The following is a 26,585-nucleotide window of genomic DNA, read 5'->3' as shown; positions in this document are numbered from 1 at the left end:
ACCATGACAAGCTCGCGCCCCGAGATCGACTCCGCGCTGCGGGTCGGGATCATCGCCGCCGCGGCGCTCACTGTGGCGCTCACGGTGCTGGTGGTACTCGGCACGCTCCCGATCGGCGGCCGCACCTACCGCGCTGACTTCGCCCAGGCCGCCGGGATCAGCGCCGGTGACGCCGTGACCTGGGCGGGGATCCCGGTCGGCACGGTCACCGACACCCGGCTGGCCGGCGACCACGTCGAGGTGACGATCCGGATCGAGGACGACGCCGTGGTCCTCGGCGCCGACACCCGCGCCGCGATCAAGCTCACCACCCTGCTCGGCTCCCGCTACCTGGAGCTCACCTCCTCCGGCGCGGGCACGCTGCCCGGCAACCGGATCCCGGTGTCGCAGACCACCGTCCCCTACGACCTGGAGACCGCGCTGCAGGACGTCACCACCACCTTCGACGGCATCGACGCCGACCGCATCGCCGAGTCCATGACGACGCTCTCCCGCGAACTCGACGGCGTGCCCGCGCTGATCCCCGGCGTCCTGCGCGACGTCCGCGCGCTCTCCGGCATCATCGCCCAGCGCCGCGACCAGATCGGCGCGCTGCTCACCAGCACCGGCGAGGTCGGGGCCGTCATCGACCGGCAGCAGGCCGATCTCGCCGCCGTCGTCGGCGAGGGCCGCACCCTGCTCCAGCAGATCAATGCCCGCCAGGCCGCGCTGAGCCGATTGCTCACCGCGACAACGGGGCTGGTGCAGCGGCTGGAGCCGATCGCGGTCGGCGAGCAGGCCGAGATCGAGCAGCTGCTGTCCGACCTGCGCGCCATGACCGCCATGATCGCCGCGCACGACGACCTGCTCCGCAATATCCTGCAGATCCTCCCGGTCCCGTGGCGGCTCTTCGCCGACGCCACCGGCAGCGGCCCCGAACTCGACGCCAACGCCCCCGACGGCGCCTTCATCGATTCCTGGATGTGCGCGCTGAGCGCCACCGCCGTCGCCGCCGGCCGCGACCCCTACCTCGAGGACTGCCGATGAGCCGCACCCTGACCATGGTGAAGCTGGCCGCGGTGACGCTCACCGCCGCCTGCCTGGCCGGCTGCGGAACCGGCAGCGGCGACACCACGACGGTGACCGCCCGCTTCGCGAACGCCAACGGCCTCTACGAGGGCAATGCCGTCGCCGTGCTCGGCATGCGCGTGGGGAAGATCGTGCGGATCACCCCCCGCGGCACCGACGTCGAGGTGGAGATGCGGATCGAGGACGGGATCGCGCTGCCCGCCGACGTGCAGGCGGTGACCATCTCCGACTCCATCCTCACCGACCGCCACGTCGAGCTCTCCCCCGTCTACCGCGGCGGCCCCACCCTCCCCGACCACGCCGTCCTCGGCACCGACCGCACCAAGACCCCGGTCGAGTTCGACGCCCTGCTCGCCATGGCCCGCGAACTCTCCACCTCGCTCGGCGGCGACGGCGACGGCGCGGGCCCGATCGCCGACCTGATGTCCCTCGGCACCGCCGCGACCGCGGGCAACGGCCCCGACATGCGGGCCGCGCTCAGCGAGCTCGCCCGCGCGCTGCAGCTCGGCCCCGACAACGGCGCCGCCACCCGCGACGCCGTCACCACCGTCGTCACCCACCTCGACACGCTCACCGCGACCGCCGCGCGCAACGACGCGACCCTGCGCGACTTCGGCTCCGCCGTCGCCCGGCTCAGCGACTTCCTGGCCGGCCAGCAGCTCGGCTCCGGCGACGCCGGCGCCGCCCTGAACCGGATCATCGTCCAGGTCGCCGAGCTGCTTACCCGGCACCGCGACACCATCGCCGGGCTCACCACCGACGTGGGCACCCTCGCGGGCACGCTGGCCGACTACGACGGGAACCTCGCCGAATTCCTGGACGTCTTCCCCCTGGTCACCGACAACGCCTACAACGCCATCGACCACAATGTCGGCGCGCTGCGCGCCGCGATCGACATCAACCGGTTCCTGCTCGACGGCCAGATGGTCAAGGAGATCTGCAACCTGCTGCAGCTGCAGAACCTCGGCTGCGCCACCGGCACCATGCGCGACATGGGCCCCGACTTCGGCATCACCGCCATCCTGGCGGGCCTCGCGGAACGGAACAGCCGATGACCCGCTACCTGCTCCCCCTGCTCACCGCCGCCCTCACGCTGACCGGCTGTGCGGGCGGCCTGGACCGGCTCCCGCTCCCGGCGCCGGGGCTGAGCGGCGAAACCTACAGCCTGACCGCCATTTTCAGCAACGCGCTCAACCTGCCCGCGAAGGCGAAGGTGAAGCTCGACGGCGTCGACATCGGCCAGGTGGACGCCATGACCGCCCGCGACTACACCGCCGCGGTGACCCTGCGCGTCACCGCAGGCGTGCGGCTCCCCGCGGGCACCTCCGCCGAGCTGCGCTCGGCCACCCCCATGGGCGACGTCTTCGTCGCGCTGCGCCCGCCCCCGGAGGCAGGCACCGCGTTCCTCGCCGACGGCGACACCATCCCGCTGACGGCGACCTCGGCCGCCAGCACCATCGAGGAGCTGCTCACCCGCGCCTCGTTCCTGGTGAGCGGCGGCGCCATCGAGCACCTGACCTCGGTGATCTCCGCGCTCGGCGAGTACGCGGGCGGGCGCGGCGAACGCCTCGCGACGCTCCTCGCCGAAACCCGCGCCCTGCTCGACACGCTCACCGCCCGCACCGGCCGAATCGACGAAATCCTGCACACCGCCGCCGATCTCAGCACCACGCTCGCCGCCGGACAGCCAACGCTCACCGACGCCGTGACCGCCGCGGGCCCGGCCGTGCGGACGCTCGCCGAGAACACCGACGCCCTGCTCACCGTGGTCGACCGCATCGACGCCCTCACCACCCAGCTCGCCCGCTTCCCCAGCGTCGCGGGCACCAACACCACCTCGATGGCGGCGAACATCAACCAGCTCGCCGCCGGGCTGAACGCCGCCGCGCTCAACCCCGAGGCCGACCTGAACGAGCTGAACATCATGCTCGGCGTCGTCATCAAGATGATCAGCGGCCCGAACGGCCACGTGAACGCCGACATCACCCAGATCGCCGTCGGCGCCGTCCCCGACCCCGGCTTCCCCGGCACCGCGGGCGCCAGGCTCCCCGACCCGACCGACTGGACCGCCTTCGTCGGCTCGCTGCAGCACATGCTCGACCGCCTCGGCTCCCGGCTGCAGGAGCCGCCGCGATGATCGCCCGGCTGCTCGTCGGCGCCGTGCGGCGCGCGCATCGGCGGCGGCTCGCGCTCTCGCTGGCCGGGCTGCTCGTGATCCTCGCCGGGTCGACCGCCTACCTCGGCATCGGCACCCTGCGGATGGACCCGTTCGACGAGCCGTACCGGGTGCGGGTGGAGCTGGCGCAATCCGGCGGGCTGCTGCCCGGCCAGGACGTCACCCTGCGCGGGGTCCGGGTGGGCAGGGTCGAATCCGTCGAGGTCGCCGGGGACCGGGTCGTCGCCGTCGCCGCCATCGGCGAGCGCGACCGCATCCCCGCGGCCGGGCTCGTGCGGGTGGCCGCCCTCTCCGCGGCCGGTGAGCAGTACCTCGACTTCCAGCCGAGCACCAACGACGGCCCCTACCTCGCCGACGGCGCCGTGATCACCGCCGACCGCACCGCCACCCCGGTCCCGCTCGCGGAGATGCTGGAGAGCCTCGCCGGCACCCTGGCCCAGATCGACCCCGAGCGGCTCGCCGCCATCTCCCGCGAGCTCGGCGTGGGCCGGGCGGGCCCCGACAAACTGGCCGCCATCATCGACGGCGGCACGTTCCTGGTCTCGACCCTGGACACGGTGCTCCCGCAGACCGTGAACCTGCTGCACAACAGCAGGGTCGTGCTGGCGACGCTCGGCAGCCCCACCCTGGAATCCACCGCCGCCGACCTGGCCGTCACCGCGGGCGGGCTGGGGGCCATGACCGGCGGCTACGAACAGCTCCTCGCCCGGACCCCGCCCCTGCTGAGCAGCGTCGACGCGCTCCTCGCGCAGAACTCCCCCACCATGGTCCAGCTGCTCGGCGACCTGGCCACCGTCTCCCAGGTCGCCTACACCCGCATTCCCGCGATGGCGGAGTTCTTCTTCCCGCAGCAGCGCGCCGGCTCGGCGCTCGACGCGGTCGCCTCGACCTTCCACGACGGCGGCGTCTGGGCGCTGGCCAGCATCTACCCCCGCTACGCCTGCGACTACGGCACACCGCGCCGCCCCGGCTCGGTCCCCGACTACGCTCCGCCCTACCTGAACGCGCGGTGCCCCGACCCCACGCTCATCCCGCGCGGCGCCGCCAACGCCCCCCGCCCACCGAACGACCCCGTCCCCGCCGACCCGCCCGGCGATCCCCTGCAGACCGCCGACCCGCCGCCGGTCGGCCCGCAGTCGATCCCCACCCCCTACGGCGGCCCGCACGCCCCGGTGCCGCGCTGAGCCGCTAGTCGGTCGGCAGTACCTCGGCCAGCGCGCGCAGCGCCGCGAGGTAATCGTCGTCCAACGCCTGGATCGCGACGTGATCCGCGCCCGCATCCAGATGCGCCAGCACCCCGTCCGCGACCTGGGCAGGCGAACCGTGCACCGCCAGCGCATCGATCAACCGATCGCTCCCCGGCTTGGCGAGATCCTCCTCGGTGAATCCGAGGCGACGCAGATTGTTCACGTAGTTCGTCAGCCCCAGATAGAACGGAACCATGCGCCGGGCGACCTCCCGCGCCCGCTCCGCGTCCTCGTCCAGCACCACCTTCTGCTCGGCCACCAGCAGCGAACCCGCGCCGAGCCGCGCGCGGGCATTCCGCGTGTGCTCCGGCGGCGCCAGATACGGCAGCGCCCCCGCCGACCGGTCGCGCGCGAGGTCGAGCACCCGCGGTCCGAGCGCCGCCAGCGCCCTGCTCTCGACCGGCACGCCCGCCGCGTCGAGCTCGTCCAGGTACCGCACCAGCGCCTCGTACGGCTTGATCGCCTCCGACCCGTCGTTCTCCCGGTGCCCGACACCGATCCCGAGCAGGAACCGACCCGGGAACCGGGCCTCGATCCGATGGAACGACTCCGCGGTGGCCTTCGCCTCCGCCGCCCAGATATTCACGATGCTCGTGCCGACCGTGAGCCGCTCCGTCGCCTCCAGCAGTGCCTCCACCACCGGCAGCTCGGCCGGCGGGGAACCGCCGAGCCACAGCGCGCCGAACCCGAGTTTCTCCAGTTCCGCGGCGTCCTCCGGGGTGAACCCCTGGTAGCCGCGCCACACACCGAACTTGCCGAGATCGTATTTGGCCATAGCCGGACCAACCCGGTGGTCGAGCGGATCTATTCCACCGACAGCCCCGGTCGCCGACACCTCCGCGAACTCCGGCAGGAGCCGGGTGCACGATCGCCGAGGTCGCGCGGCTCGTCGGGCGGGGAGCGACGTGCGACGATGGCGACGCATTCATACCCGGCTGAGGAGAACATGCGATGGCGGAGACCTTCACGACGCGGGTCGAGCTCGATGGCAAGACGGCGACCGGGCTGCCGGTGCCGGACGAGGTGGTCGAGGCGCTGGGCGGCGGGAAGCGGCCCAAGGTCTCGGTGACGATCGGCGGGCACACCTATGCGAGCAGCATCGCCGTCCGGGGCGGCGGGCACAAGATTCCACTGAGCTCGGCCAATCGGGCGGCGGCCGGGATCGCGGCGGGCGACACCGTCGAGGTGACGATCGAACTCGACACCGCCGAGCGAACGGTCGAGATCCCGGAGGAACTGGCGGCGGCGTTCGCGGAGAACCCCGCCGCGCGGGCCGCGTTCGACGCCCTGTCCTACAGCAAGCAGCGGCAGCGCGCCGAGCCGGTGGCGGCGGCGAAGCAGCAGGAGACAAGGGACCGGCGGGTGGCGGCGATCATCGCCGAGCTGAGCGGCGGCGGCTGATCAGTTCTGCCTGGGGGCGAGTTCGGCGACGAAGCGGTCGATGAAGCCGTCCACCGGTTTGCCGCTCGCGGGGACCACGACGAACTTGGTGAGCCCGGCCTCCAGGTACCCGTCGATCAGGCGGTGCAGGTCGGGCCAGCTGCCTGCGATGACGTCGGCGGGGTCGGTGTCGGGGCGCTGGCTGCGGATGCGGGAGGCGAGGGGGCCGGGGATGCCGTCTTCGGCGAGGAGCAGGGTGATCCCGAAGTGGTCCGCTTCGATTTCCCGCGCGGCTTCGGCGGCCTCCCGGTTGATGGCGACAACCCCGGCGGCGGCTTCGGCGGGGGTGAGGAAGCTGCCGAGCCAGCCGTCGCCGTACCGGCCGATGCGGCGGAAGGCGGCGGGGGCGCGGCCGCCGAGCCAGATGTCGAGCGGGCGGCCGGGGCGCCTGCCCACTCCGGCGCCGCGCACGGTGAAGTACGCACCCTCGAAATCGACATCGTCCGAACGCAATACGGCGCGCAGCAGCGCCAGGGATTCGTCGAAGACCTCACCGCGGCGGCCTGCGACCGGGAACAGGTCGCGCTCCCCCGGCCCGGCCGGTTGCAGACCGAAGACCGGGAGCACGCGCTTGGGAGCGAGCGCGGCCAGCGACGCGAGTTGCTTCGCCACCAGGACCGGGTGCCGGCCGGGCAGGATCGCGACCGAGGTGCCGACCTTCAGATTCCGGGTACGCGACAGCGCGAACGCCATGCCGACGACCGGGTCGACAGCCGGTGAGTAGATCAGCTCGGAGAACCAGAGCGAGTCGACACCGGCCTGCTCGAGCCCGTCCACCAGCCCGGCCAGCTCCTCCGGGTCGGTGTTCGCGCCGATGCCGACGCCGAATCGAATCTTCACACCCCGGACAACACGCGCTCCGCGCTCAGCATTTCCGGGGCGGGTGGCAGGAATGCGCCGCGCGCTCCAGCAGCGCCTCGCCCTTGCGTGCCGGTCGGCGCCGCCGGCGGGCGCCACGGCGGTTCCGCAGCAGCAGCCGGTGCAGCGGAGAGCGCGTGCGATACCGGCGGCGCAGCCGATCGCGGGTGGTGACGAGTTCGACGGCGGCGCGTGGCGCCAGGTAGTAGCGGGTGCTGCGCTCGTGCGCGGTGTAGACGCGGCCGACCACGTACTCGGCGTCGGCGCCGAGCGCGGTGACCAGCGGTTCGGTGAGTTCCCGGTACGGGTCGTCCAGGAGCGCCAGCTTGGCGTCGGGGTCGAGCCGGGCGAACCACGCCGGGACCCGGCCGCGCTTCCTTCTCGATCGCATCGCGTCTCCCGCCCTCCGGAACTCGTCGTGCGCGAGTTGCCTACCCCGTTTCCGCCGCGGGAACCCGGAACCCGCGGACGGTGACCCGGGGTGCGGGTGCGCCCTCAGCCACCGACGACCTGCGTGCCGCCGGCGAACTTGTCGTGCCATCCCTGCTTGGTGCGGCTGGAGCTGATGGTGACCGCGATGTAGATCGCCGCGATGAACCAGAGCAGCCCGCCGACGCACGGGATCAGGTTGAGCAGCATGTAGGCATTGCGCTTGGCCGAGTCGACGATGCTCGGCTTGGCGGCGCCGCCGGAGCCGCGCACCCGCAGGCCGAGCAGCTTCTTACCCGGCGTCTCGCCGGTGAGCACCTCGAAGAAGAGGAAGTAGAGGAAGCCGAAGCCGGCGCCGGGCAGCACCGAGACCCAGTCGGGGGTATTCACCGACCGGTCGAGCAGCCAGAAGACGACGAGGCCGATGGCGCCCGCGATGATCCAGTCGATGAACCGGGCGCCCGCGCGTTTGCCGAGGCCGCCGGGGGAACCGGTCGTGGGCGTGATCTGGGGGTCGTAACCGCTCGTGCTCACGTGGTCCTCCTCGGTATCAGCAACCGCACCGGCTGTCCCCCGAATCGTAGAAGATCGAGGGAGCCGCCGCGAGGGCCTGAACCCTGATTCGCACCCTGAATCTCGCACCGCCGCAGGGGCGGTGCTCAGCCCGCGTCGGTGTCGCGGAGCCGGTCCGGCCGGCCGAGCCGCAGGTGCTCGCTGTGGTAGACGGCCTCGTCCAGCAACTGCGCCACGTGCGCGTCGTAGAGGCTGTAGACGATGGAGCGGCCGCTGCGGTTGCCGACCACCAGCCCGAGGTTGCGCAGCAGCCGCAACTGGTGCGAGACCGCGGACTGCTCCATGCCGACGGCCTCGGCGAGCGCGGAGACCGGCCGGGGGCCGTTGCGCAGCTCGGTGAGGATGAGCAGGCGGCTCGGGGTGGCGAGCGCTTGCAGGGTGGTGGCGACGTGCGCGGCCGCGGCGGCGTCGAGGCGTGCGGCCGGTCGGCTGCGGCCCTCGACTCCGTGTCCCATGAGCGCGCATCCTACTCCGGTCCGTATGCATGAATAGGTGTTCATCTCTTCTGTTAGTCTCGAACGGGTTCGTGCCCGCATCGCTCCGGAGGTTCGCCCGTGGTCGTCCCGACCCGCCCATCCGCGGCCTCCGCCGGACCCGTGCGGCGCACCCGGCTCATCGCGCTGGCCGAGGTGCGCTGGGCCGCACTGGCTCTCGCGCTCTTTCTGGCCGGGCTGACCGCGCAGCTCACCGGCGCGCCGGAGTGGTTGTGGTGGGGGCTCCACCTGGCCTGTTACGCCGCGGGCGGCTGGGAGCCGGGGCTCGCCGGGCTGCGGGCACTGCGGGAGCAGACGCTGGATGTGGATCTGCTGATGGTGGTGGCCGCGGTCGGGGCGGCGGCGATCGGGCAGATCACCGAGGGGGCGCTGCTCATCGTCATCTTCGCGACCTCGGGGGCGCTGGAGGCGCTGGCCACCGCGCGGACCGAGGATTCGGTGCGCGGACTGGTCGATCTGGCGCCGGAGACGGCCACCCGGCTCACCGACGGCGGCGAGGAGCCGGTGCGCGCCGCCGACCTCGCCGTCGGGGACGTGCTGCTGGTGCGGCCCGGCGAGCGGATCGCCGCCGACGCGACGGTGCTCGCCGGGGGTAGCGAGGTCGATCAGGCGACGATCACCGGCGAGCCGCTTCCCGTGGACAAGACCGCCGGCGACGAGGTGTTCGCCGGGACGTCGAACGGCACGGGGGCGCTGCGCGTCCGGGTGGATCGGCGGGCGGCGGATTCGGTGGTGGCGCGGATCGCGGCGCTGGTCGAGGAGGCGAGCCGGACCAAGGCGACGACGCAGCTCTTCATCGAGAAGGTCGAGCAGCGGTACTCGGTGGGAATGGTCGCGGTGACGGTGGCGGTCTTCGCGGTTCCGCTGCTGCTCGGCGAGACGGTGCAGCGGGCGCTGCTGCGGGCCATGACGTTCATGATCGTGGCCTCGCCGTGCGCGGTGGTGCTGGCGACCATGCCGCCGCTGCTCGCCGCCATCGCCACCGCGGGGCGGCACGGGGTGCTGGTGAAGTCGGCGGTGGTGATGGAGCGGCTCGGGACCACCACGCGGGTGGCGTTCGACAAGACCGGGACGCTGACCCGCGGGACGCCCGAGCTGGTCGAGATCCGCTGTCTCACCGAGAATTTCGACGCCGACGCGGTGCTGCGGCTCGCGGCTTCGGTGGAGGTGCCGAGTGAGCATCCGCTGGCCGCCGCCGTGGTGCGGGCGGCCCGTGCGCGCGGGGTGGCGCCGGGCGCGGTGCGACATTTCGTCGCGCGGCCGGGGCGCGGGGTCGAGGGGGTGGTCGGGGATTCCCCGGTCACCGTGGTCTCCCCCGCCGATTTTCCCGGGCTGGCCGAGGTGGCGTCGCTACAGGAGCTGGGGCACACCGCGGTCGTGGTGACCGTGGACGCGGAGCCGGTCGGGGTGCTCGGGATCGCCGATCGGACGCGGTCCGAGGCGGCCGGCGCCGTCGCCGCGGTGACCGCGCTGACCGGAACGGCTCCGGTGCTGCTGACCGGGGACAATCGGGTGACGGCGGAGCGGCTCGCCGCCGAGGTCGGGATCGGCGACATCAGGGCCTGCCTGCTGCCGGACGACAAGGTCGCCGCGGTGCGGGAGCTGGAGGCGGCCGGGGAGCGGGTCACGGTCGTCGGGGACGGCATCAACGACGCGCCCGCCCTGGCTGCCGCGCACGCCGGGATCGCGCTCGGCGGGGCGGGGTCGGATCTCACGCTGCGGACCGCGGATGCCGTCGTCGTGCGAGACGATCTCGGCGCCGTCGCCGCCGTTATCGCGCTGTCGAGGCGGGCGCGTCGGGTGGTGATCGCCAACCTGGCCATTGCCGCGACCTTCATCGTGGTGCTGGTGACCTGGGATCTGCTGGGCACGCTTCCGCTGCCGCTCGGGGTGGCCGGGCACGAGGGGTCGACCATCCTCGTCGGATTGAACGGATTGCGGCTGCTGCGCTCGTCGGCCTTCGTGTCGGAGCCGCGTGCGCGACTGCGGGGGTGACCGAAGCGGCTGCGGCGCGCCCTGTTCGACCCGCACCCCTCGCGCTTCCGGCCGAGCCCGGATCGCAGACTTCTGGAAGGTCATCCACAATTGGAATGAGTTATCGTCCACCCGTGACCGGCACCGCGCCGACCCGGACGCCGTGCTCCCGCCGCTCGCGACAGCGGTCGGCACGGGGCTGCTGATCCCGAACCCCGACGAACAGAAATGCAGGTGACGGCAGATGCCGAAGATCGTGTTGTTCGGCGCCACCGGCTACACCGGCCGGCTGACCGCGCGGGCGCTGGCCGACGCGGGCGCGAGCCCGGTGCTGGCCGCGCGCAACCCGGACGCGCTGGCGAAGCTCGCGGCCGATATCGGCGGCGCGGAGACCGCGGTGGCAGATGTGACGAACCCGGACTCGGTGCGGGCGCTGCTCGGCGCGGGCGATGTGCTGATCACGACCGTCGGCCCGTTCCTGCGGTTCGGCGCACCCGCGCTGGCGGCGGCGCTGGCGGCGGGGGCGCACTACTTCGACTCCACCGGTGAGGGGCCGTTCATCCGCACCGTGTTCGACCACGACGCGCAGGCCCGCACGGCGGGGGTCGGGCTGCTGAGTGCCTTCGGGTTCGACTACGTGCCAGGCAATCTCGTCGCCGCGCTGGCGCTGGCGGAGGCGCCGGAGGCGACGCGAGTCGATGTCGGCTACTTCGTCGAGGCGCCGGGGACCAGCGGCGGCACCAGGGCCTCGATCGCGGGGATGCTCTTCGAGCACGGGTTCGCGCTGCGCGGCGGCCGGGTGGTGCCGGAGCGCCCGGGGGCGCGGATCCGGAGCTTCGACGTGGTGGGCAGGCAGCGCACCGGCGTCTCCATCCCCGGCTCCGAGCACCTCGCGCTGAGCCGGGTCCACCCGGGGCTGCGCGAGGCCGACGTCTTCCTCGGCCTGCCGCCGCTCGCCGCGCGCGGGCTGCGGGGCGGCGCGCTGGTCGCGGGGCTGCTCGGGCGGGTCGCCCCGGCGAAGGCGCTGGCCGAGGGCGCGCTGGCGAGGGTGGTGCAGGGCTCGACCGGGGGGCCGGGGCCGGAGTCGCGGGCACGCACCCGCTCCTGGGCGGTCGCCGAGGCCGCCGACGCGAACGGGACGGTGCTGGCCACCGTCACACTGAACGGCAACGACCCCTACGACTTCACCTCGGCCATCCTGGCCTGGGGCGCGATCACGGCCCTGGACGGCGGCCTGCGCGCCACCGGCGCGCTCGGCCCGGTGGACGCCTTCGGGCTGGAGGCGCTCACCGCCGGATCGGCGGCGGCGGGGTTCCGGCGCTGACCGGCACCGCCGTTCGAGCAGCCACGCGTTCGCCGTCGCCGAGCGCGTCGGCTCCCGGGTGCGGTGCCGTGCCGGTCACCAGCTGTCGACGTGCACGATCGCGTCGAGGTCGGTGCGGGCGGCAGGCTTGAAATCGGTGCCCCTGGTGTAGGCGACGGGCAGCAGCGCGCCCTGCGACACCTTCTCGTAGGGAATCCCGAGCACCTCGGCGGCCTCCCGCTCGTAGCCGAGATGCAGTGTGGTCCAGGTGGTTCCGAGCCCGCGCGAGCGCGCTGCCAGGCAGAAGTTCCAGACCGCGGGGAAGAGGGAGCCCCAGTAGGAGGCGCTGGCCGCGCTCGGTGCATTGTCCACCCGGCCGGAGAGGCACGGCACCAGCAGCACCGGCACCTCGCCCATCTTTTCGGCCAGGTACTCCGCCGAGCTCGCCACCCGGCGGCGCGCGGCGTCCACCTCGGGATCGCCGCTGACCTTGCTGCCCAGGTAGCCGGGGTCGGCCCGGTAGGCCTCGAAACCGCGCCGGTACAGCTCGCCGAGCGCCCTCCGCTTCGCGGGATCGGTGACCACCACCCAGTGCCAGCCCTGCCGGTTCGACCCGCTCGGCGCCTGCACCGCGAGCTCCAGACACTCCCGCACGACCTCCAGCGGGACCGCGCGATCCAGATCGAGCCGCTTGCGCACGGCCCTGGTGGTGGTGAGCAGTTCGTCCGGGGAGAGCTCCAGTTCGATCGGCATGGCTCCGACCGTACCGGTCCGGCTCAGCGGCGGAAGTGGCCCGGCCAGCGGTCGTACGGGATGCGGCCGATATCGAGCACCTCCCCGATGGTCGACCACTCGTCGCGGCCGAGCCGGGCCAGCGGCCGCAGCCGGTCGACGGCCGGGAGGCTGACGCCGTGCTCGTCGGTCACGAAGACCTCGGGGTCGATGGCGGCATGCAGCACCCGGCCGATCACCACCGTGGAATCGCCGAGCTCCACGGTGCGCTCCAGGCGGCACTCCAGCGCGACCGGCGACTCCGCGACGCGCGGCGGGGCGACGGTGGCACTCGGCTCCGGGGTGAGCCCGACCTCGGTGAACTCCGAGAGCTCGGCCGGGAAGTCGGTGCCGGTGGCGTTCACTCGCTCGAAGGCGGGCTCGGTGGCGAGGCAGACCACGAACTCGCCGGTATCGAGGACATTGCGCAGCGAATCCTTGGCCCCGACCGAGGTGAACTGCACCATGGGCGGGCGCACGCAGGAGACGGTGAAGAACGAGTGCGGCGCCAGATTGTCGATGCCGTCGGCCGAGCGGGTCGCGACCCAGGCGATCGGCCGCGGGACGACGACGCTGGTCAGGATGCGGTAGAAGCCGCCGAAGCCGAGTTCGCCGGGGTCGATGTCGGTGCGCACGGCTCCACCGTAATCCGCGGGCCGGGAGGCTCGCGGCTACGAGCCGGCGTTCCCCTCAGCGCCGGGCGATGAGCGCGGAGACCGCGCGCGGGTGCTGCAGGGTCGGCAGGTGCCCGGCGTCGTCGAGCACCACGAACTCGGCGCCGGAAATGCCCCGCGCCACCTCGGCGACCACCTCCGGCGGGGTGCCGGGATCCTGCGCGCCCGCGACGACCAGGGTGGGGGCGGTGATGCGGGCGAGGTCGGCGCGGCCGTCCCACTCCCCCAGCGCCGCGCAGCATCCGGCGTACGCCTCGTCGTCGGTGCCCGCGATCATGGCGGTGCAGCGGGCGGCGATCTCCGGGTGCGCGGCGGTGAAGCCGGGGGTGAACCAACGGGTGAGGGCGGATTCGGCGAGGCTCGCGGTGCCGTCGCGGCGCACGAGTTCGGCGCGCTCGGCCCACATCGCCGGGGTGCCGAAGCGGGCGGCGGTGCAGAAGAGTGTCAGCGCTTCGACCCGGTCCGAGTGATGGGCCGCGATCCACTGGGCGACAGCGCCGCCCAGCGAGAGCCCGACCAGGTGGGCGCTGCCGATCCCCCGGTGGTCGAGCAGCTCGAGCACATCCCCGGCCAGCTCGGGGACGGTGTACGGCCCGGCGGGGGCGGGCGAGCCGCCGTGCCCGCGCAGGTCGACGGCGAGCGCGGGGCCGCCGAGCTCGTCCAGCTGGGGCCGCCACATGGTGCGGTCCGAGGCGATCGAGCCGAGGAAGACCAGCGGGGTGCCGGTACCGGCCAGGGCGGTGTGCGCGAGCATCACGCCTCCGGGGCGCGCCGCACGCCCGGCCCGACCAGCTCCGGCCCGGTCACGGCATCGCTCCGGCGGCGCACCGCGGCCACGACGGAGGCGAGGGACATGGCGTGCACCGGGCCATGGTAATCGCGCCCCGCTGGGTATACAGCGACCGGAAGCGGAGGAGGCGGTCGGTGGACCCTGCGGTATTGCTGGTGGCGGGCTGGGCGACAGCGGTGTTCGGCACGGTGCGGATGCGCCGGGAGCCGCGCCGCCTCTCCACCGGACTCCTGCTGCTGGTGGCGCTCTCGCTGGTGCTGGTCGGCGCGGCGACGGCAGTCGCGCGGGTGGCGGCGCCGGATGTCCTGGACACCATCTCGCTGGCGGTGCGCGGGCTGTTCCTGCTCGCGGTGCTCGCCACCGGGTTCGGGCTGCTCGGCAACGGCATCGCGGTCATGCTGCGCGAGGGGGTGCGGCCGATCACGCTGACCCCGGTGCTCGCCGGGGTCGGGCTGCTGATCCTCCCGGTGGCGGTCGCGTCCGCGCTGCGCAGCGGGCCGGAGGTGCCGCCGTGGCTGCTCCTCCTCGCCACCGCGACCACACTGGCCGGCGGGTACCTGCTGGCGCACCTGCTCGCCTTCGCCGGGCACGCGGTGGTCTACGACCGGCTCCCGGACGAGATCGGCGCCGACGCCATCGTGGTCCTCGGCTGCGGGCTCAACCGCAACAGGGTGACCCCGCTGCTGGCCTCGCGGCTGCAGCGAGCGCTGCGCGTCTACCGCGCCGAGACCGCCGCCGGGCGCGGCCCGCTGCTCGTCACCTCCGGCGGCAAGGGCAGCGACGAGGCGCTGAGCGAGGCCGACGCCATGGCGACCTACCTCATCCGGGCCGGGGTCTCGGACGAGTCCATCGTGCGCGAGCGGGAATCGCGCAATACCGAGGAGAACCTGCGCAACAGCCTCGCGCTGCTGCGCGACGGCGGCATGGACCTCGGCAACGCCCGAATCACCGTGGTCACCAGCAACTTCCACGCCCTGCGCGCGGCCGCGCTCACCCGGCGGCTCGGGGTGCAGGCGCAGGTGGCCGGGGCGCGCACAGCGCTGTACTTCATCCCGGCGGCATTCCTGCGCGAGTTCGCGGCGGTGCTCACCACGCACTACCGGCGGCTGCACGCCGGGGTGGCGGCGCTCGCCGTCACCGCGGTCTCGGGCGCCGCGGCGCACGCCTACCTGCTCACCTGAGGCCGAGGGTTGTGCGCAGCCCGCGCCGAACGATTGCCGGTGCGGGGGCCGTGCGGAACAGTTCACCGCGACACAGCGCAACCGGACCCGAGGACGGTGCCATGGCCCCCACTGACCAGACGCGCACCGGCTCCCAGGCGGTCGAGCGCGCCATCCACCTGCTGAATTGCTTCGAGGGAGACGACCCCGAACTCTCCGTGAGCGAGCTGGCCACACTGGCCGGGGTGCCGGTGAGTACCACGCACCGGCTGGCCCAGGCGCTGGTGCGCGGGCGGTTGCTGGAGCAGGATCTGCTCACCGACCGCTACCGGGTCGGACACGGGCTGGCGACCCTGGCTCGGCCCGCGCTCACCCGGCTCGGGCTGGACTCGGCGGCTCCGCACCTCTACGCGCTCTCCGCCGGAATCACGATCACGACCAGTCTGAGCGTGCTCGACGACGACGCGGCGCTCACCGTGCTGGAGGCCCGCCCGCCGGTGCTGTTCTGCCCGCACCAGGTGCCGCGGCAGCGCAGGCACCTGCGGCGGAGCGCGCCGGGGCAGGCGTTGCTGGCCTGGTCCGGCGCACGCGACGGGCTGCGGACCGATCTCGACGTGGTGCGCCGCAAGGGGTTCGCCTCCGAGGAGTTCGAGTTCAAGGAGCTCGACGACGACCCCATCCGCTCGGTCGCGGTCCCGGTGTTCGACCGGGACCGCAAGGTCTGGGGCGCGCTCGGCGTGCAGGCGCGCTGCGCCCGCCTGGACGATGCCCTGGTCAGGGACATACTTCCGGCCATGCGGCAGGTCGCCGCGCGCGTCGGGGCGGTCGTCCGGCAGAGCGGCTGTCCCGCACCGTCATTCGGCTCACCGTGATTTCCACATTGTGGAAAGGCTGTTGTCGGCAGGATCGCACCGCGCTCACGATGAGAGCCAAGCCACCCTGCTTCACCTCGACGAAAGGTGCCGACGTGCTGTCTCGCACCGCGCTGATCCGCCGTCGCGCGATCGACCTGATGCGCACCCCGCACGGGATATGTCGCCGCTGATCCAGCGCCCCTTTCCTTTTTCCGGGAATTCTCCCGTTCTCCCCGCATGCCCGGCCGGGCCTGCCCCCAGAAGGAACAACCATGTTCTCCACCGCAAGACAACGAATCGCGGCCGCCGCGCTCGCCGCCCTGGCCGGGCTCTCGATGCTGACCGCCTGCGGCGGGTCCGGCACCGCCACCACCGCCGACGGCAGGACGGTGCTGCGCTACCAGGGCCAGACCGGCCAGGTCACCCCCTTCGAGCTGGCCAAGGACCTCGGGTACTTCGAGAAGATCTCGCTGCAGTGGGAGGGCGACACCACCAGCGGCCCCGCCAATATCCAGGCGGCCGCGACCAACCAGGTCGAGTTCGGCAGCGCCTTCAACGGCGCGGTGGTCAAGCTGATCTCCGGCGGCGCCAGGGTAACCTCGGTGCTCAGCTCCTACGGCGCCGACGAGAAGTCCTTCAGCGGCTACTACGTGCTGGACGACTCGCCCATCACCAGCGCGCGCGACCTGATCGGCAAGAAGGTCGCGGTCAATACCCTCGGCGCACACCACGAGTTCATCACCAGGGAGTGGCTGCACCAGCAGGGGCTCTCCGAGGCCGAGATCGAGCAGGTGCAGCTGGTGGTGGTGCCACCTGCCAATACCGAGGACGCGCTGCGCAAGGGGCAGGTCGACGTCGGCACGCTCGGCTCGGTCTTCCGGGACACCGCGCTGGAGCGCGGCGGGCTGCGGCCGCTCTACACCGACACGGCCATCTTCGGCGAGTTCGACTACGGCACGTACGTGTTCCGCGACGACTTCATCGGCAAGAACAGGGAGGCCGTCGCCGACTTCGTGCAGGGCACCGCCCGCGCCACCCGCTGGCTACAGGTGACCCCGCGCGACGAGGTGGTGGCCAGGTTCGCCACGATCATCGAGAAGCGTGGCCGCCAGGAGAACACCGAGCTGCTGAAGTTCTGGAAGAGCTCCGGGCTGCCGGTGCCGGGTGCGGTCGTAGCGGAGAAGGAGCTGCAGATCTGGATCGACTGGCTGGTGCGCAACGGCGAGCTGAGGGAGGGCCAGCTGAAGGCCATCGACCTGTTCACCAACGAGTTCAACCCCTACGCCAACGGCACCTACCAGCCCGCGAGCGGCCCGGCCGGGGAGGTGCTCGCCAAGTGAGCACCGCGACCAAACTCGCGCTGAGCGGGGTGCGCAGGCAGTTCTCCGTGCGCGGCTCGGCGCAGAAGTTCACCGCGCTCGACGACATCACGCTCGACGTGCGGGCGGGCGAGTTCCTGGTGCTGGTCGGGCCGAGCGGCTCGGGCAAGTCGACGCTGCTGGACCTGCTCGGCGGGCTGAGCAAGCCGACCTCGGGGCAGATCCTGCTGGACGGCGCCCCGGTCACCGGGCCGGGGCTGGACCGCGGCATCGTCTTCCAGCAGTACGCGCTGCTGCCGTGGCGCACCGCGCGCGCCAATATCGAGTTCGGGCTGGAGGCCAAGGGGCTCCGCAGGAAAGAGCGGCGCGAGATCGCCGACCGCTACCTGGAGCTGGTCGGGCTCACCGGGTTCGGCGACCGCTACCCGCAAGAGCTCTCCGGCGGCATGAAGCAGCGCGTCGCCATTGCCCGCAGCCTGGCCTTCGACCCCGAGGTGCTGCTGATGGACGAGCCTTTCGCCGCGCTCGACGCGCAGACCAGGGAGGCGCTGCAGGACGAGCTGCTGCGCATCTGGCGGGCGACGGGCAAGACCATTCTGTTCATCACGCACGGCATCGATGAGGCCGTCTACCTGGGGCAGCGGGTGGCGGTGCTTACCTCGCGGCCGGGCCGGATCAAGGCGGTCATCGAGGTCGAACTCGATCGGGAGAGCGGCGAGGACATTCGCTCCACCGAGACCTTCCGCGCCTACCGGCACGAGATCTGGTCACTGCTGCACAGCGAGGTGAAGCGCGCCCAGGACCAAGAACGCCAACCCACCGAGAGGCCGAAGCCATGACCACCGCAGCCGAACTCGTCCGCGACGCCGCCCCCGCGACGGCGCCGAAGCCTGGCACCGCCGCACCGGATCCCGGTACCGAAGCCGCGCCCGGTACCGGACCGGCGGCTGAGGCACGCGGTGTCCGCGCCCGGATCGCCGGGCCGGTGTTCCGCACCCTGTTGCGGTTGCTGAAACCGCTCATCGCCATCGCCGTCTTTCTCGCGCTCTGGGAGGTCGCGCCGCGCGCCGGGCTGGTGGACGAGGTGTTCCTGCCGACGTTCAGCACGGTGGTGCAGGCCTTCGCCGACCTGCTCGCCAGCGGTGAGCTGTGGATCCACATGGAGGCCAGCCTCGGCCGCTCGCTGACCGGCTTCGCGCTGGCGCTCGCCATCGCGGTGCCGCTCGGCATCGCCATCGCCTGGTACAAGCCGGTGGCCGAGCTGCTCAACCCGATCCTGGAGCTCTTCCGCAATACCGCGGCGCTGGCGCTGCTCCCGGTCTTCGTGCTGATCCTCGGCATCGGCGAGACCTCGAAGGTGGCGCTGGTGGTGTATGCCAGCGTCTTCCCGATCCTGCTCAACACCATCACCGGCGTGCGCACCGTGGACCCGCTGCTGATCAAGTCGGCGGCCTCGCTTGGGCTGAGCCCGCTGCGACTGTTCCAGAAGGTGATCCTGCCCGCGGCGATCCCCGCTGTCTTCACCGGGCTGCGGATGGCCGCGGCCAGCTCGATCCTGGTGCTGCTCGCCGCCGAGATGGTCGGCGCGCGCGCCGGGCTCGGCTACCTCATCACCGCCGCGCAGCAGAACTTCCAGATCCCGGACATGTACGCGGGCATCCTGGCCATCTCGCTGCTCGGGCTGACCTTCAACGGCCTGCTGGTCGCGCTGGAGCGCCGCTTCTCGCGGTGGCGCGTGCCGAACGACCGCTGACCCGGAGGGACGTGGCATGACTGCGAGACAGTTCCATCTGAACGCCTCCCTGATGGGCGTCGGCCACCACGAGGCGGCCTGGCGGCACCCGCGCACCGAGGCGCACCGGGTGCTCGAGGTGGCGCACTGCCAGGAGCTCGGGCGGATCGCGGAGCGCGGCCCGCTGAACTCGCCGCGCAGCCCGCAGGGCAGGCCGCTGCTGGTGCAAGGCCGGGTCGTCGGAGATGACCCGGGCAGCGGAGGCAGGGGGGCGTCCACCGCTACGTGCTGGTCAAGGAGCTGGCGGAGAACGAGCGGCTCACCGTGCGGGAGCTCATCGGCAAGCTCGGCGGCGGGCGCGGGCACCGCTCCTTCGCCGGGATCCCCGAGCAGATCGCCGACGACCTGCAGAGCTGGTTCGAGAACGGCGCCGCCGGACGGCTTCAACATCATGCCGTCCTACCTGCCCGGCGGACTCGAGGACTTCGTCGGGCAGGTGGTGCCGATCTGCAGCGGCGCGGCCTCTTCCGCAACGAGTACACCGCCGACACGCTGCGCGGCCACTACGGACTCGAGCCGGTGGCGAGCCGCTTCGCCGGCGACCGCGCCGAAGCAAGCGCATGAGCCCCGTGCGCCGATCCTGGATCTTCGAGGAAAGGGTGATCCGATGACCGACCCGATCGATGTGCCCCGGCGCGGCTGTCGCCCGGCCCGCCCGCGATCCGCATCCCTACTCCCCGAGTGAGCCTCCCATGACCGCAGTCCACGAATCCGCCGCCACCACCGCCGTCCGGGTCGACCCGGTCGCCGGGCACATCGGCGCCGACATCTCCGGCATCGACCTGCGCCAGCCGCTGACCGACGAACAGGTGCACGCCGTCACCGATGCCCTGCACACCTATAAGGTGCTGTTCTTCCGCGACCAGCAGATCGGCCACGCCGAGCAGATCGCCTTCTCCCGCCGGTTCGGCGCCGTGACCCCGTCGCACCCCTACGACACCGACGCCCCCACCGAGCACCCGGAGATCCTCGCTGTCGACAGCAGGCTCTACGAGAAGCGTTTCGGGGTGCGAAAGTTCAGCTACACCAACCACTGGCACACCGATGTCTCGGCGCTGATCAACCCGCCCGCCGCCTCCATTCTGCGCGCCGAGATCGCCCCGGAGCGGGGTGGCGACACCCGCTGGACCAACCTGGTCGCCGCCTACGAGAACCTGCCGGAGGCGCTGCGCGTCTTCGCTGACGGGCTGCGCGCCGAGCACCGCTTCGGCGGCAGCAAACCCGCCTGGTCCGACGACAGCGACTACGCGCGCAAGGTGGCGGCGGCACCGCTCGTCACCGAGCACCCGGTGGTCCGGGTGCACCCAGTGACCGGGGAGCGCGCGCTCTTTGTGAACCCCGGCTTCACCACGCGAATCATCGGGCTGAGCCCTGCCCAGTCCGACGCCGTGCTGAAGCTGCTCTTCGACCAGATCGCCGAGCCCGCCTTCACCGTCGCGCTGCGCTGGCGGCCGGGCACCATCGCGTTCTGGGACAATCGGGCGACCGCGCACCTCGCGCCCAGCGACCTCGACCACCTCGAGGTCACCCGGGTGCTCTACCGGACGACGCTGGAGGGCGATATCCCGGTGGGGGTCGACGGCGAGCCGTCCATCTCCATCTCGGGCGAGCGCTTCACCGGCGCCTGACCCCGGACAGCGCGGACGGCCGGCGATCGGGTGATCGCCGGCCGTGCGCGCGGGATGGTTCAGCGGGAGAGCGAGTTCCGCAGCTCGGTGACGGTGCCGCGGCGCTCGTAGGCGATCCAGGCGAAGATCGCGGCGAGCACCAGCGGGAAGATCGCCATGCCCGGCATGTCGGCGATGAACGCCTGGGTGCCCGCGGCGAGCACGGTGAGCACCGAGAGCCCGGCGGCGGCCAGCGCGCTCAGCTTGCGCACCATGAGGCCGATACCGCCCGCGACCTCGGCGATCCCGATGAAGATGAGGAGCGCGAACGGGATGGAGAGATTCGCGGAGGCGTTCTCGCTGAGCGTGCCGGGCATGATGAGCTTGGGGGCGCCGGAGGCGATCACGAAGAAGAGCCCGAGCAGGATCTGCAGGGTCCACAGCACGCGGTTGCGGACGGTTCCGGGGCGGGTGGCGGCGGGGGCGGTGGCGGTGGTCATCTCGGGTCCTTCGGGTCGGTGGGGGAGTCACTGGATACGACGGAGCATCCCGGGAGAACTCATCGCTGCCGCGGCAGAAATTTCCGGCGGGCGAAACCCGTTTGGCTCGGCGAGGATTGGCTATCCACTGTGCGAACCAGGGAGGTAGCCATGCCCATCAAGTACCGTCAGCGGAAGTCCTTCGGGCCGCTGAAGTTCAATTTCACCCAGAACGGGATGTCCTCGTGGGGGATCAAGATCGGCCGTTGGTCGTGGAACTCCCGCACCAAGAAGAACAGCGTCGATCTGCCGGGGCCGCTGAGCTGGCGCCAGCGCTGACCCGCATCCCCGCGTACCGGCCCGGAGGCAGCTGCCTCCGGGCCGGTACCGCATTCCCTACGCCGTGAACCAGGCCGCGAGCAGCAGCACCGACACCACCGCGTAGACCGGCAGCGCGATCCGCCGCGCCCGGGCAGGCAGCGCGAGGGCGCAGATCAACCCGGCGGGCAGGGCGAGTACCGCGCCGAAGATCAGGGCGTAGCCGTGCGGATTTACCGCCGGATCGGTCGTGCAGCGCGATTGCAGCACCCGGAATGCGCACAGCAGCCAGAACGCGCCGGAAGCGGCGGCGATGATTCCGGCCACGATGCGCACCGCATCAGCCTGCCATGGACGAGCGCCGCGTCCTCAGCTCGGCCTGCGGCCTGCGACCTCCCCTCGGGGGAGGTGCAAGGGCAATCCCTCCGCACAGGGATAATCGGGGGTGATAACTCGGCGTGTGCCGAACCGGACCCGATCAGGGAGGTGCCGTGAGCACACGCCAGGAGCCGCCTGCGACCACCGCCGCGCCCCCGGAGCGCAGGGCCGGATACCGGGAGGATCTGGACGGGCTGCGCGGCATCGCCATCGCGCTGGTGGTGGTCTTCCACGTCTGGTTCGGCCGGGTCTCCGGCGGGGTGGACGTGTTCCTGGTGCTCTCCGGGTTCTTCTTCACCGGGCTGCTGCTGCGCCGTGCGGAGCGGCAGGAGCCGGTGCCTGCGGGCGCGATTCTGCGCCGCACCGCGTGGCGGCTGCTTCCCGCGCTGGTGACGGTGCTTGCCGCGGTGGTGGTGGCCACCGTGGCGCTGCGCCCGTACACGCAGTGGTCGACGCTGGCGCAGCAGACGCTGGCCTCGCTCTTCTACTACCAGAACTGGCAGCTGGCCTGGTCCTGGTCGGACTACCTGGCCGCCGACCCGTCGGTGAGCCCGCTGCAGCACCTGTGGTCGATGGCGGTGCAGGGCCAGTTCTACCTGGCCGCGCTGCTCGTGGTGGTCGCGGTGACCTGGGTGGCGCGGCGCCGGGGCGGGACGCCGCCGGTGCGCGGCGCGCTGCTCGCCATCGTCGCGGTGCTGTTGCTCGCCTCGCTGCTGCACGCCACCCGCGGCGCCGCGACCGCACAGGGCTGGAACTACTACGACAGCCTGGCCCGCGGCTGGGAGCTGTGCGCGGGCGCGGCGCTCATCCTGCTGGCCCCGGTGCTGACGCCGCCGCGGCCGCTGCGCTCGGTGCTGGCGGTGGCCGGGGTGCTCGGCGTGGTGGGCTGCGGCTGGCTGATCCTGGACGGCGCGAACCGCTTCCCCGGCCCGGCCGCGCTGCTGCCGGTGGGCGCGGCGGCCGCGGTGATCGTCGCGGGCAACGGGCCGGCGGCCCCGGACCGGCCATGGCCGAACCGGCTGCTGGCCTCGCGTACCGCGCGCCGGCTCGGGGAGATCGCCTACCCGCTGTACCTGTGGCACTGGCCGATCCTCATCTTCTACCTGGCCGACCGCGGGCAGCCGCGGGCCGGGTTCGCCGACGGGCTGGTCATCATCGGGATCTCGCTGGTGCTGGCCTGGATCACGCACCGCTGGATCGAGGAGCCGCTGCGCGAGCGCGCGGCCGCACCGGCGGCGGCGCGGCGCGGGCGCGCCGGGGTGCTGGTGCTGGCGGGCGCGGTGCTCGTGGCAGGAGGCAGCTGGCTGGTGATCACCGACCGGCTGCACCCGGGGTCGGCGGTGGAGGCGCTGGACGCCCGGCTCTACCCCGGCGCCGAGGCGCTGGTCGCGGGCGCGGCGGTGCCGGAGATGCGGATGCGCCCGACCCTGCTGGAGGCGCCGACCGACGGCCCGCCGCCCACGCACGACGGCTGTATCGCGGACTGGGACACCCGCGAGGTGATCAGCTGCACCTACGGCGACCAGGAGGCAGGGCGCACGCTCGCGGTGGTCGGCAGCTCGCACGCCGAGCACTGGCTCCCGGCGCTGCAGGTGCTGGCCGCGGAGCACTCCTTCCGGATCCAGGTGTACCTGAAGATGGGCTGCCCGCTCACCCTGGACGACGACGTCACCTACAAGGGCGAGCCCATCCCGGACTGCCGCGATTGGAGCCGCGAGGTCATCGACCGGCTCGGCGCCGACGCCCCGGACTGGGTCTTCACCACCGGCACCCGCCCACGCCCCGACCTCGGCGACGAGACCCCGGCCGAGTACCTCGACGTCTGGTCGGCGCTCTCCGACCGCGGGCTGCGCACCATCACCATCCGCGACACCCCCTGGCTGCGCCGCGACGCCGTCCGCTACAAGGCGGTGGACTGCCTCGCCGCCGGCGGTAACCGGCTGAGCTGCGGCATTCCGCGCGGCGCCGCCCTGGACGAGGTGAACCCGCTGCTGGAACCGGCCTCGCACTACCCGGCGGTCTTCCCCATCGACCTCACCGACGCCGTCTGCGAGCCCGAGGTGTGCGCGGTGGTGGAGGGCAACGTGCTGGTCTACCACGACGAGCACCACCTCACCGCGAGCTACTCCCGCTCGCTCGCGGGGCCGCTCGGCCGGGAACTGCAGCCCGTGCTCGAGTGGTGGTGAGCGTGCCGCGCGTGACGATGTGGTCGATGAACTGCGATTTCCGCGCGCTGCCCCGGCGCGGGCGGGTCGGGAGCTCCGGCGGCAGCTCGGCGACCGCGAACCCGGGGCCGAGCCCGGCCACCCGCTCGGCGACGGCGGCATTGCGCGCCGCCTCGTCCGGCCAGCGCAGCGCGACCGCCTCGTACCAGTTCTCGGCGTGCACGCGGTGCAGGACGTTCCAGGAGGCCACGGAGATCACGGGCCACCCTGGCCCGCGAGATGCCTGCTGATCACCAGCCGCTGGATCTGGTTGGTGCCCTCGAAGATCTGCGTGATCTTGGCCTCGCGCATGTACCGCTCGACCCGGAAATCGCGGGTGTAGCCGTAGCCGCCGAGCACCTGCACCGCGTCGGTGGTGACCTTCATGGCCGCGTCGGTGGCGACCAGCTTGGCCACCGAGGCGTGCCGGGAGTAGGCCAGCCCGGCATCGCGGCGGCGGGCGGCGTCGAGGTAGGTGGCGCGCGCGGAGTCCACCGCGGCGGCCATGTCGGCGAGCAGGAAGCCGAGCCCCTGGTGGTCGATGATCCTGCGGCCGAACGCGGTCCGCTCCTCGGCGTAGGCCACCGCCTCGTCCAGCGCGGCCTGGGCCAGCCCGACGGCGACGGCGGCGATCCCGAGCCGCCCGGAATCCAGTGCGCTGAAGGCGATCTGCAGCCCCTGCCCCTCGGCGCCGATCCGCCGCTCGGCCGGGAGGAAGGCGCCGTCGTAGTACGCGGAGGTGGTGGGGACGGCGTGCAGCCCCATCTTCTCCTCCGGCTTGCCGAAGCTCAGTCCGTCGAGCTCGCGCGGCACCAGGAAGCAGGAGATGCCCTTCGTGCCGTCGCCGGTGCGGGCGAAGAGGTTGTAGAAGTCGGCGATGCCGCCGTGCGTGATCCACGCCTTGGCGCCGGTGACCAGGTAGCCGCCGTCCGCGGGAACCGCCCTGCAGGTGAGCGCCGCCGCGTCCGACCCGGCCTGCGGCTCGGAGAGGCTGTAGGCGCCGATGGTGGCGCCGCCGAGCATCTCCGGCAGCCACCGCCGCTTCTGTTCCTCGGTGCCGAAGGCGAGCAGCGGGTGGCAGGCGAGGCTGTGCACGCTCACCGCGACCGCCACCGCGGCCCAGCGCGCCGCCAGCTCCTCGAGTACCTGCAGGTAGACCTCGTACGGCTGGCCCCCGCCGCCCCACTCCTCCGGGTAGGGCAGGCTCAGCAGCCCGGCTTCGCCGAGCGTGCCGAAGACGCCGTCGGGGTAGGTCTCGGCTTTCTCGTGCGCGTCGGCGATCGGGGCGAGCACCTTGTCCGCCAGCTCGCGGGTGAGCCCGATGAGGTCGCGCGCCTCGTCGGTGGGCAGGAGTCGGTCGACGGCCACAGGCTCTCCTCGAACTGGGTACGGGCATCAGTACTCGATGCCACCTCAGAGTACTGTCGGCCCGCTGGATGCCATCGCGGCCAGGCTGCGCTGCTCGAAGTCGGCGCTCTACACCCTGGCGGGCAGCAAGGAGCGGCTGGTCACCGCCGCGACGGTGCACTTCTTCGAGCGCGCGACCGACGCCGTCGAGGCGAGCCTCGCCGGGATCGACGCGCCGCGCGAGCGGATCGCCGCCTACCTGACCGGGATCGCCGGTCCGGGATTCGGTGCGTCCGGGCGGGGTACCGTCGGCAGGTCCCTTGCAATCGGTACCGGGCAGGAGAACGGCCATGGCCCCACCGGCAGCGCTGCCCATCCGGCACGCGGAGTTCCGCGCCGCCGACGCCGACGCGGCGACCGCGGTGTTCGAGCAGCTCTACGTCGGCAACCACACCGCCTTCCACGACGTCGGCCCGGACGCCGCGGTAGCGGTGGCGACCGCGAGCAACGGCCTGCTCGCCGCCGATCGGATCAGCTCCACCATCGGCTACCGGGTGGACACCGAGCCCATCGACTACCTGTTCGTCACCCGGCTCACCGCGGGACGGCTGACCGTCGGCGGCGCCGACCGGGAGCTGCGGCAGTACGCGGGCGGGCCGACGGTGCTCTTCCCGCTCGGCACCGAGCTGCGCTTCGACGCCGACCGGGTCGACATGCCGGGGCTGCGGCTGCCGCTGGCCCCGGTGCTGGCGGCGGCGGCCGAACTCGGCACGGCGGCGGGCGATTTCCGCTTCCTCGGCTTCCAGCCGGTCTCGGAGTCCGCCTCCCGGTGGTGGAACGGGCTGTTCCACACCGTCTGCCGCGAGCTCTTCACCGCCGGCTCGGCGCTCGGCAATGCGCTGGTCGCCACCGAATTCGCCGCGGCGCTGGCCGCTTCCGCGCTCGCGGTCTTCCCGAACACCACCATGACCGGCGCCGCGCCGCAGACCGGCGCTGCCGCGGGCACCGCGCTCGGCCGGGCGACCGAGTTCCTGCACGACCACGCCGCGGAGCCGGTCACCGTCGCCGATATCGCGGTGGCGGCCGGGGTCACGCCGCGCGCGCTGCAGTACGCCTTCCGCACCCACCACGACACCACCCCGCTCGGCTACCTGCGCGAGATCCGGCTGGAGCGCGCCAACGCCGATCTGATCGCCGCGATCCCCGGCGACGGCCAGACCGTCGCCGGAATCGCGCTGCGCTGGGGTTTCTCCAGCCCCGGCCGGTTCGCCGCCGCCTACCAGCGGCGGTACGGCCGCCTCCCGGTGCGCACGCTGCGCGGCTGACCCGG

At 72.7% G+C, this 26,585-nt stretch carries 28 protein-coding genes and 2 pseudogenes; 18 read left to right on the top strand and 12 right to left on the bottom strand.

Annotated elements, in window-relative coordinates:
* Nucleotides 1-3 precede the first annotated feature (3 nt).
* The 4 genes from NH2_RS06730 to NH2_RS06715 are packed head-to-tail and all read left to right on the top strand — an operon-like array spanning nucleotide 4 to nucleotide 4,428.
* Complete coding sequence (locus NH2_RS06730; RefSeq protein WP_067649935.1) at nucleotides 4-1,026, top strand: MCE family protein; 1,023 nt, start codon at nucleotides 4-6, stop codon at nucleotides 1,024-1,026.
* Complete coding sequence (locus NH2_RS06725) at nucleotides 1,023-2,123, top strand: MCE family protein (RefSeq protein WP_067649932.1); 1,101 nt, start codon at nucleotides 1,023-1,025, stop codon at nucleotides 2,121-2,123. The genes NH2_RS06730 and NH2_RS06725 overlap by 4 nt, the downstream gene beginning before the upstream one ends.
* Nucleotides 2,120-3,205, top strand: a complete 1,086-nt coding sequence (locus NH2_RS06720) for an MlaD family protein (RefSeq protein ID WP_067649929.1) — start codon at nucleotides 2,120-2,122, stop codon at nucleotides 3,203-3,205. Before NH2_RS06725 ends, NH2_RS06720 begins: the two co-directional genes overlap by 4 nt.
* Nucleotides 3,202-4,428, top strand: coding sequence for an MlaD family protein (locus tag NH2_RS06715; protein WP_067649926.1), 1,227 nt, complete (start codon nucleotides 3,202-3,204; stop codon nucleotides 4,426-4,428). Before NH2_RS06720 ends, NH2_RS06715 begins: the two co-directional genes overlap by 4 nt.
* Nucleotides 4,429-4,432: 4 nt before the next feature.
* Here NH2_RS06715 and NH2_RS06710 read toward each other — a convergent pair whose 3' ends face one another.
* Complete coding sequence (locus NH2_RS06710) at nucleotides 4,433-5,266, bottom strand: LLM class F420-dependent oxidoreductase (RefSeq protein ID WP_067649923.1); 834 nt, start codon at nucleotides 5,264-5,266, stop codon at nucleotides 4,433-4,435.
* A gap of 176 nt (nucleotides 5,267-5,442) precedes the next feature.
* On the opposite strand from NH2_RS06710, the gene NH2_RS06705 reads away from it, so the two are divergent.
* On the top strand, nucleotides 5,443-5,892 hold the full coding sequence (locus NH2_RS06705; protein ID WP_067649920.1) for a YdeI/OmpD-associated family protein: 450 nt from the start codon (nucleotides 5,443-5,445) through the stop codon (nucleotides 5,890-5,892).
* On the opposite strand, the gene NH2_RS06700 is transcribed toward NH2_RS06705, so the two are convergent.
* From NH2_RS06700 to NH2_RS06685, 4 genes are all read right to left on the bottom strand, one after another.
* Entirely contained in the window at nucleotides 5,893-6,771 is an 879-nt protein-coding gene (locus NH2_RS06700) for a TIGR03854 family LLM class F420-dependent oxidoreductase (protein WP_067649916.1), read from the bottom strand. It lies immediately after the preceding gene.
* A 25-nt stretch (nucleotides 6,772-6,796) separates the two neighbouring features.
* Nucleotides 6,797-7,180: a hypothetical protein gene (locus tag NH2_RS06695; RefSeq protein ID WP_067649913.1), complete on the bottom strand. Its 384-nt coding sequence runs from the start codon at nucleotides 7,178-7,180 to the stop codon at nucleotides 6,797-6,799.
* 104 nt (nucleotides 7,181-7,284) lie between these two features.
* On the bottom strand, nucleotides 7,285-7,752 hold the full coding sequence (locus tag NH2_RS06690) for an RDD family protein (RefSeq protein ID WP_067649910.1): 468 nt from the start codon (nucleotides 7,750-7,752) through the stop codon (nucleotides 7,285-7,287).
* Nucleotides 7,753-7,877: 125 nt separating this feature from the next.
* Complete coding sequence (locus NH2_RS06685; protein ID WP_067649907.1) at nucleotides 7,878-8,246, bottom strand: ArsR/SmtB family transcription factor; 369 nt, start codon at nucleotides 8,244-8,246, stop codon at nucleotides 7,878-7,880.
* 99 nt (nucleotides 8,247-8,345) lie between these two features.
* Here NH2_RS06685 and NH2_RS06680 point away from each other — a divergent pair, with 99 nt between their 5' ends.
* Entirely contained in the window at nucleotides 8,346-10,280 is a 1,935-nt protein-coding gene (locus NH2_RS06680) for a heavy metal translocating P-type ATPase (RefSeq protein ID WP_067649904.1), read from the top strand.
* A gap of 223 nt (nucleotides 10,281-10,503) precedes the next feature.
* The gene (locus NH2_RS06675; RefSeq protein WP_067649901.1) at nucleotides 10,504-11,583 is read left to right on the top strand and encodes a saccharopine dehydrogenase family protein; all 1,080 of its coding nucleotides are present in this window, start codon (nucleotides 10,504-10,506) and stop codon (nucleotides 11,581-11,583) included.
* A gap of 75 nt (nucleotides 11,584-11,658) precedes the next feature.
* On the opposite strand, the gene NH2_RS06670 is transcribed toward NH2_RS06675, so the two are convergent.
* Genes NH2_RS06670 through pcaD form a run of 3 tightly spaced genes read right to left on the bottom strand, consistent with a single transcriptional unit; the run spans nucleotide 11,659 to nucleotide 13,761 of the window.
* Nucleotides 11,659-12,309: a nitroreductase family protein gene (locus tag NH2_RS06670; protein ID WP_067652399.1), complete on the bottom strand. Its 651-nt coding sequence runs from the start codon at nucleotides 12,307-12,309 to the stop codon at nucleotides 11,659-11,661.
* A 29-nt stretch (nucleotides 12,310-12,338) separates the two neighbouring features.
* Nucleotides 12,339-12,968, bottom strand: a complete 630-nt coding sequence (locus NH2_RS06665) for a flavin reductase family protein (RefSeq protein WP_067649898.1) — start codon at nucleotides 12,966-12,968, stop codon at nucleotides 12,339-12,341.
* Between the two features lie 55 nt (nucleotides 12,969-13,023).
* Nucleotides 13,024-13,761: a 3-oxoadipate enol-lactonase gene (gene pcaD, locus NH2_RS06660; RefSeq protein WP_067649895.1), complete on the bottom strand. Its 738-nt coding sequence runs from the start codon at nucleotides 13,759-13,761 to the stop codon at nucleotides 13,024-13,026.
* A 170-nt stretch (nucleotides 13,762-13,931) separates the two neighbouring features.
* Here pcaD and NH2_RS06655 point away from each other — a divergent pair, with 170 nt between their 5' ends.
* The 7 genes and pseudogenes from NH2_RS06655 to NH2_RS06625 all read left to right on the top strand — a co-directional run bounded on the left by NH2_RS06655 (nucleotide 13,932) and on the right by NH2_RS06625 (nucleotide 20,550).
* Nucleotides 13,932-14,978 carry a YdcF family protein gene (locus NH2_RS06655; RefSeq protein ID WP_169811458.1) on the top strand — a complete coding sequence of 349 codons (1,047 nt, stop codon included), beginning with the start codon at nucleotides 13,932-13,934 and terminating at the stop codon, nucleotides 14,976-14,978.
* A gap of 101 nt (nucleotides 14,979-15,079) precedes the next feature.
* On the top strand, nucleotides 15,080-15,829 hold the full coding sequence (locus NH2_RS06650) for an IclR family transcriptional regulator (RefSeq protein ID WP_067649888.1): 750 nt from the start codon (nucleotides 15,080-15,082) through the stop codon (nucleotides 15,827-15,829).
* A gap of 254 nt (nucleotides 15,830-16,083) precedes the next feature.
* A complete protein-coding gene (locus tag NH2_RS06645) occupies nucleotides 16,084-17,151 on the top strand; it encodes an ABC transporter substrate-binding protein (protein ID WP_067649885.1) in 1,068 nt (355 codons plus the stop codon).
* Nucleotides 17,148-17,969, top strand: coding sequence for an ABC transporter ATP-binding protein (locus NH2_RS06640; protein WP_067649882.1), 822 nt, complete (start codon nucleotides 17,148-17,150; stop codon nucleotides 17,967-17,969). The genes NH2_RS06645 and NH2_RS06640 overlap by 4 nt, the downstream gene beginning before the upstream one ends.
* Nucleotides 17,966-18,883: an ABC transporter permease gene (locus NH2_RS06635; RefSeq protein ID WP_067649879.1), complete on the top strand. Its 918-nt coding sequence runs from the start codon at nucleotides 17,966-17,968 to the stop codon at nucleotides 18,881-18,883. The genes NH2_RS06640 and NH2_RS06635 overlap by 4 nt, the downstream gene beginning before the upstream one ends.
* 243 nt (nucleotides 18,884-19,126) lie before the next feature.
* Nucleotides 19,127-19,486 (top strand): annotated as a pseudogene (locus NH2_RS30385) (LLM class flavin-dependent oxidoreductase); the annotation flags it as partial.
* 128 nt (nucleotides 19,487-19,614) lie between these two features.
* Entirely contained in the window at nucleotides 19,615-20,550 is a 936-nt protein-coding gene (locus NH2_RS06625) for a TauD/TfdA dioxygenase family protein (RefSeq protein WP_067649873.1), read from the top strand.
* A 59-nt stretch (nucleotides 20,551-20,609) separates the two neighbouring features.
* Here NH2_RS06625 and NH2_RS06620 read toward each other — a convergent pair whose 3' ends face one another.
* A complete protein-coding gene (locus NH2_RS06620) occupies nucleotides 20,610-21,029 on the bottom strand; it encodes a DoxX family protein (protein ID WP_067649870.1) in 420 nt (139 codons plus the stop codon).
* Nucleotides 21,030-21,179: 150 nt separating this feature from the next.
* On the opposite strand from NH2_RS06620, the gene NH2_RS27960 reads away from it, so the two are divergent.
* Nucleotides 21,180-21,347, top strand: a complete 168-nt coding sequence (locus NH2_RS27960; protein ID WP_084505282.1) for a DUF4236 domain-containing protein — start codon at nucleotides 21,180-21,182, stop codon at nucleotides 21,345-21,347.
* Between the two features lie 57 nt (nucleotides 21,348-21,404).
* On the opposite strand, the gene NH2_RS06615 is transcribed toward NH2_RS27960, so the two are convergent.
* On the bottom strand, nucleotides 21,405-21,662 hold the full coding sequence (locus tag NH2_RS06615) for a hypothetical protein (protein WP_084505281.1): 258 nt from the start codon (nucleotides 21,660-21,662) through the stop codon (nucleotides 21,405-21,407).
* Between the two features lie 155 nt (nucleotides 21,663-21,817).
* On the opposite strand from NH2_RS06615, the gene NH2_RS06610 reads away from it, so the two are divergent.
* Entirely contained in the window at nucleotides 21,818-23,890 is a 2,073-nt protein-coding gene (locus tag NH2_RS06610; protein ID WP_067649867.1) for an acyltransferase family protein, read from the top strand.
* On the opposite strand, the gene NH2_RS29370 is transcribed toward NH2_RS06610, so the two are convergent.
* Together NH2_RS29370 and NH2_RS06600 are read right to left on the bottom strand one after the other, a co-directional pair.
* A complete protein-coding gene (locus NH2_RS29370; protein ID WP_067649864.1) occupies nucleotides 23,817-24,128 on the bottom strand; it encodes a hypothetical protein in 312 nt (103 codons plus the stop codon). The two genes, NH2_RS06610 and NH2_RS29370, sit on opposite strands and share 74 nt — an antisense overlap.
* Nucleotides 24,125-25,276 carry an acyl-CoA dehydrogenase family protein gene (locus tag NH2_RS06600; protein WP_067649861.1) on the bottom strand — a complete coding sequence of 384 codons (1,152 nt, stop codon included), beginning with the start codon at nucleotides 25,274-25,276 and terminating at the stop codon, nucleotides 24,125-24,127. The genes NH2_RS29370 and NH2_RS06600 overlap by 4 nt, the downstream gene beginning before the upstream one ends.
* A gap of 64 nt (nucleotides 25,277-25,340) precedes the next feature.
* On the opposite strand from NH2_RS06600, the pseudogene NH2_RS29640 reads away from it, so the two are divergent.
* Nucleotides 25,341-25,526, top strand: a pseudogene (locus tag NH2_RS29640) (TetR/AcrR family transcriptional regulator); the annotation flags it as partial.
* A gap of 79 nt (nucleotides 25,527-25,605) precedes the next feature.
* Nucleotides 25,606-26,580, top strand: coding sequence for a helix-turn-helix transcriptional regulator (locus NH2_RS06595; protein WP_067649858.1), 975 nt, complete (start codon nucleotides 25,606-25,608; stop codon nucleotides 26,578-26,580).
* Nucleotides 26,581-26,585 lie beyond the last annotated feature (5 nt).

The organism is Nocardia harenae NBRC 108248, from assembly GCF_001612885.1.
Lineage (GTDB): Bacteria > Actinomycetota > Actinomycetes > Mycobacteriales > Mycobacteriaceae > Nocardia > Nocardia harenae.
The sequence above is the reverse complement of the archived record's forward strand: the minus strand, read 5'-3'. Positions and strand labels throughout refer to the sequence as shown.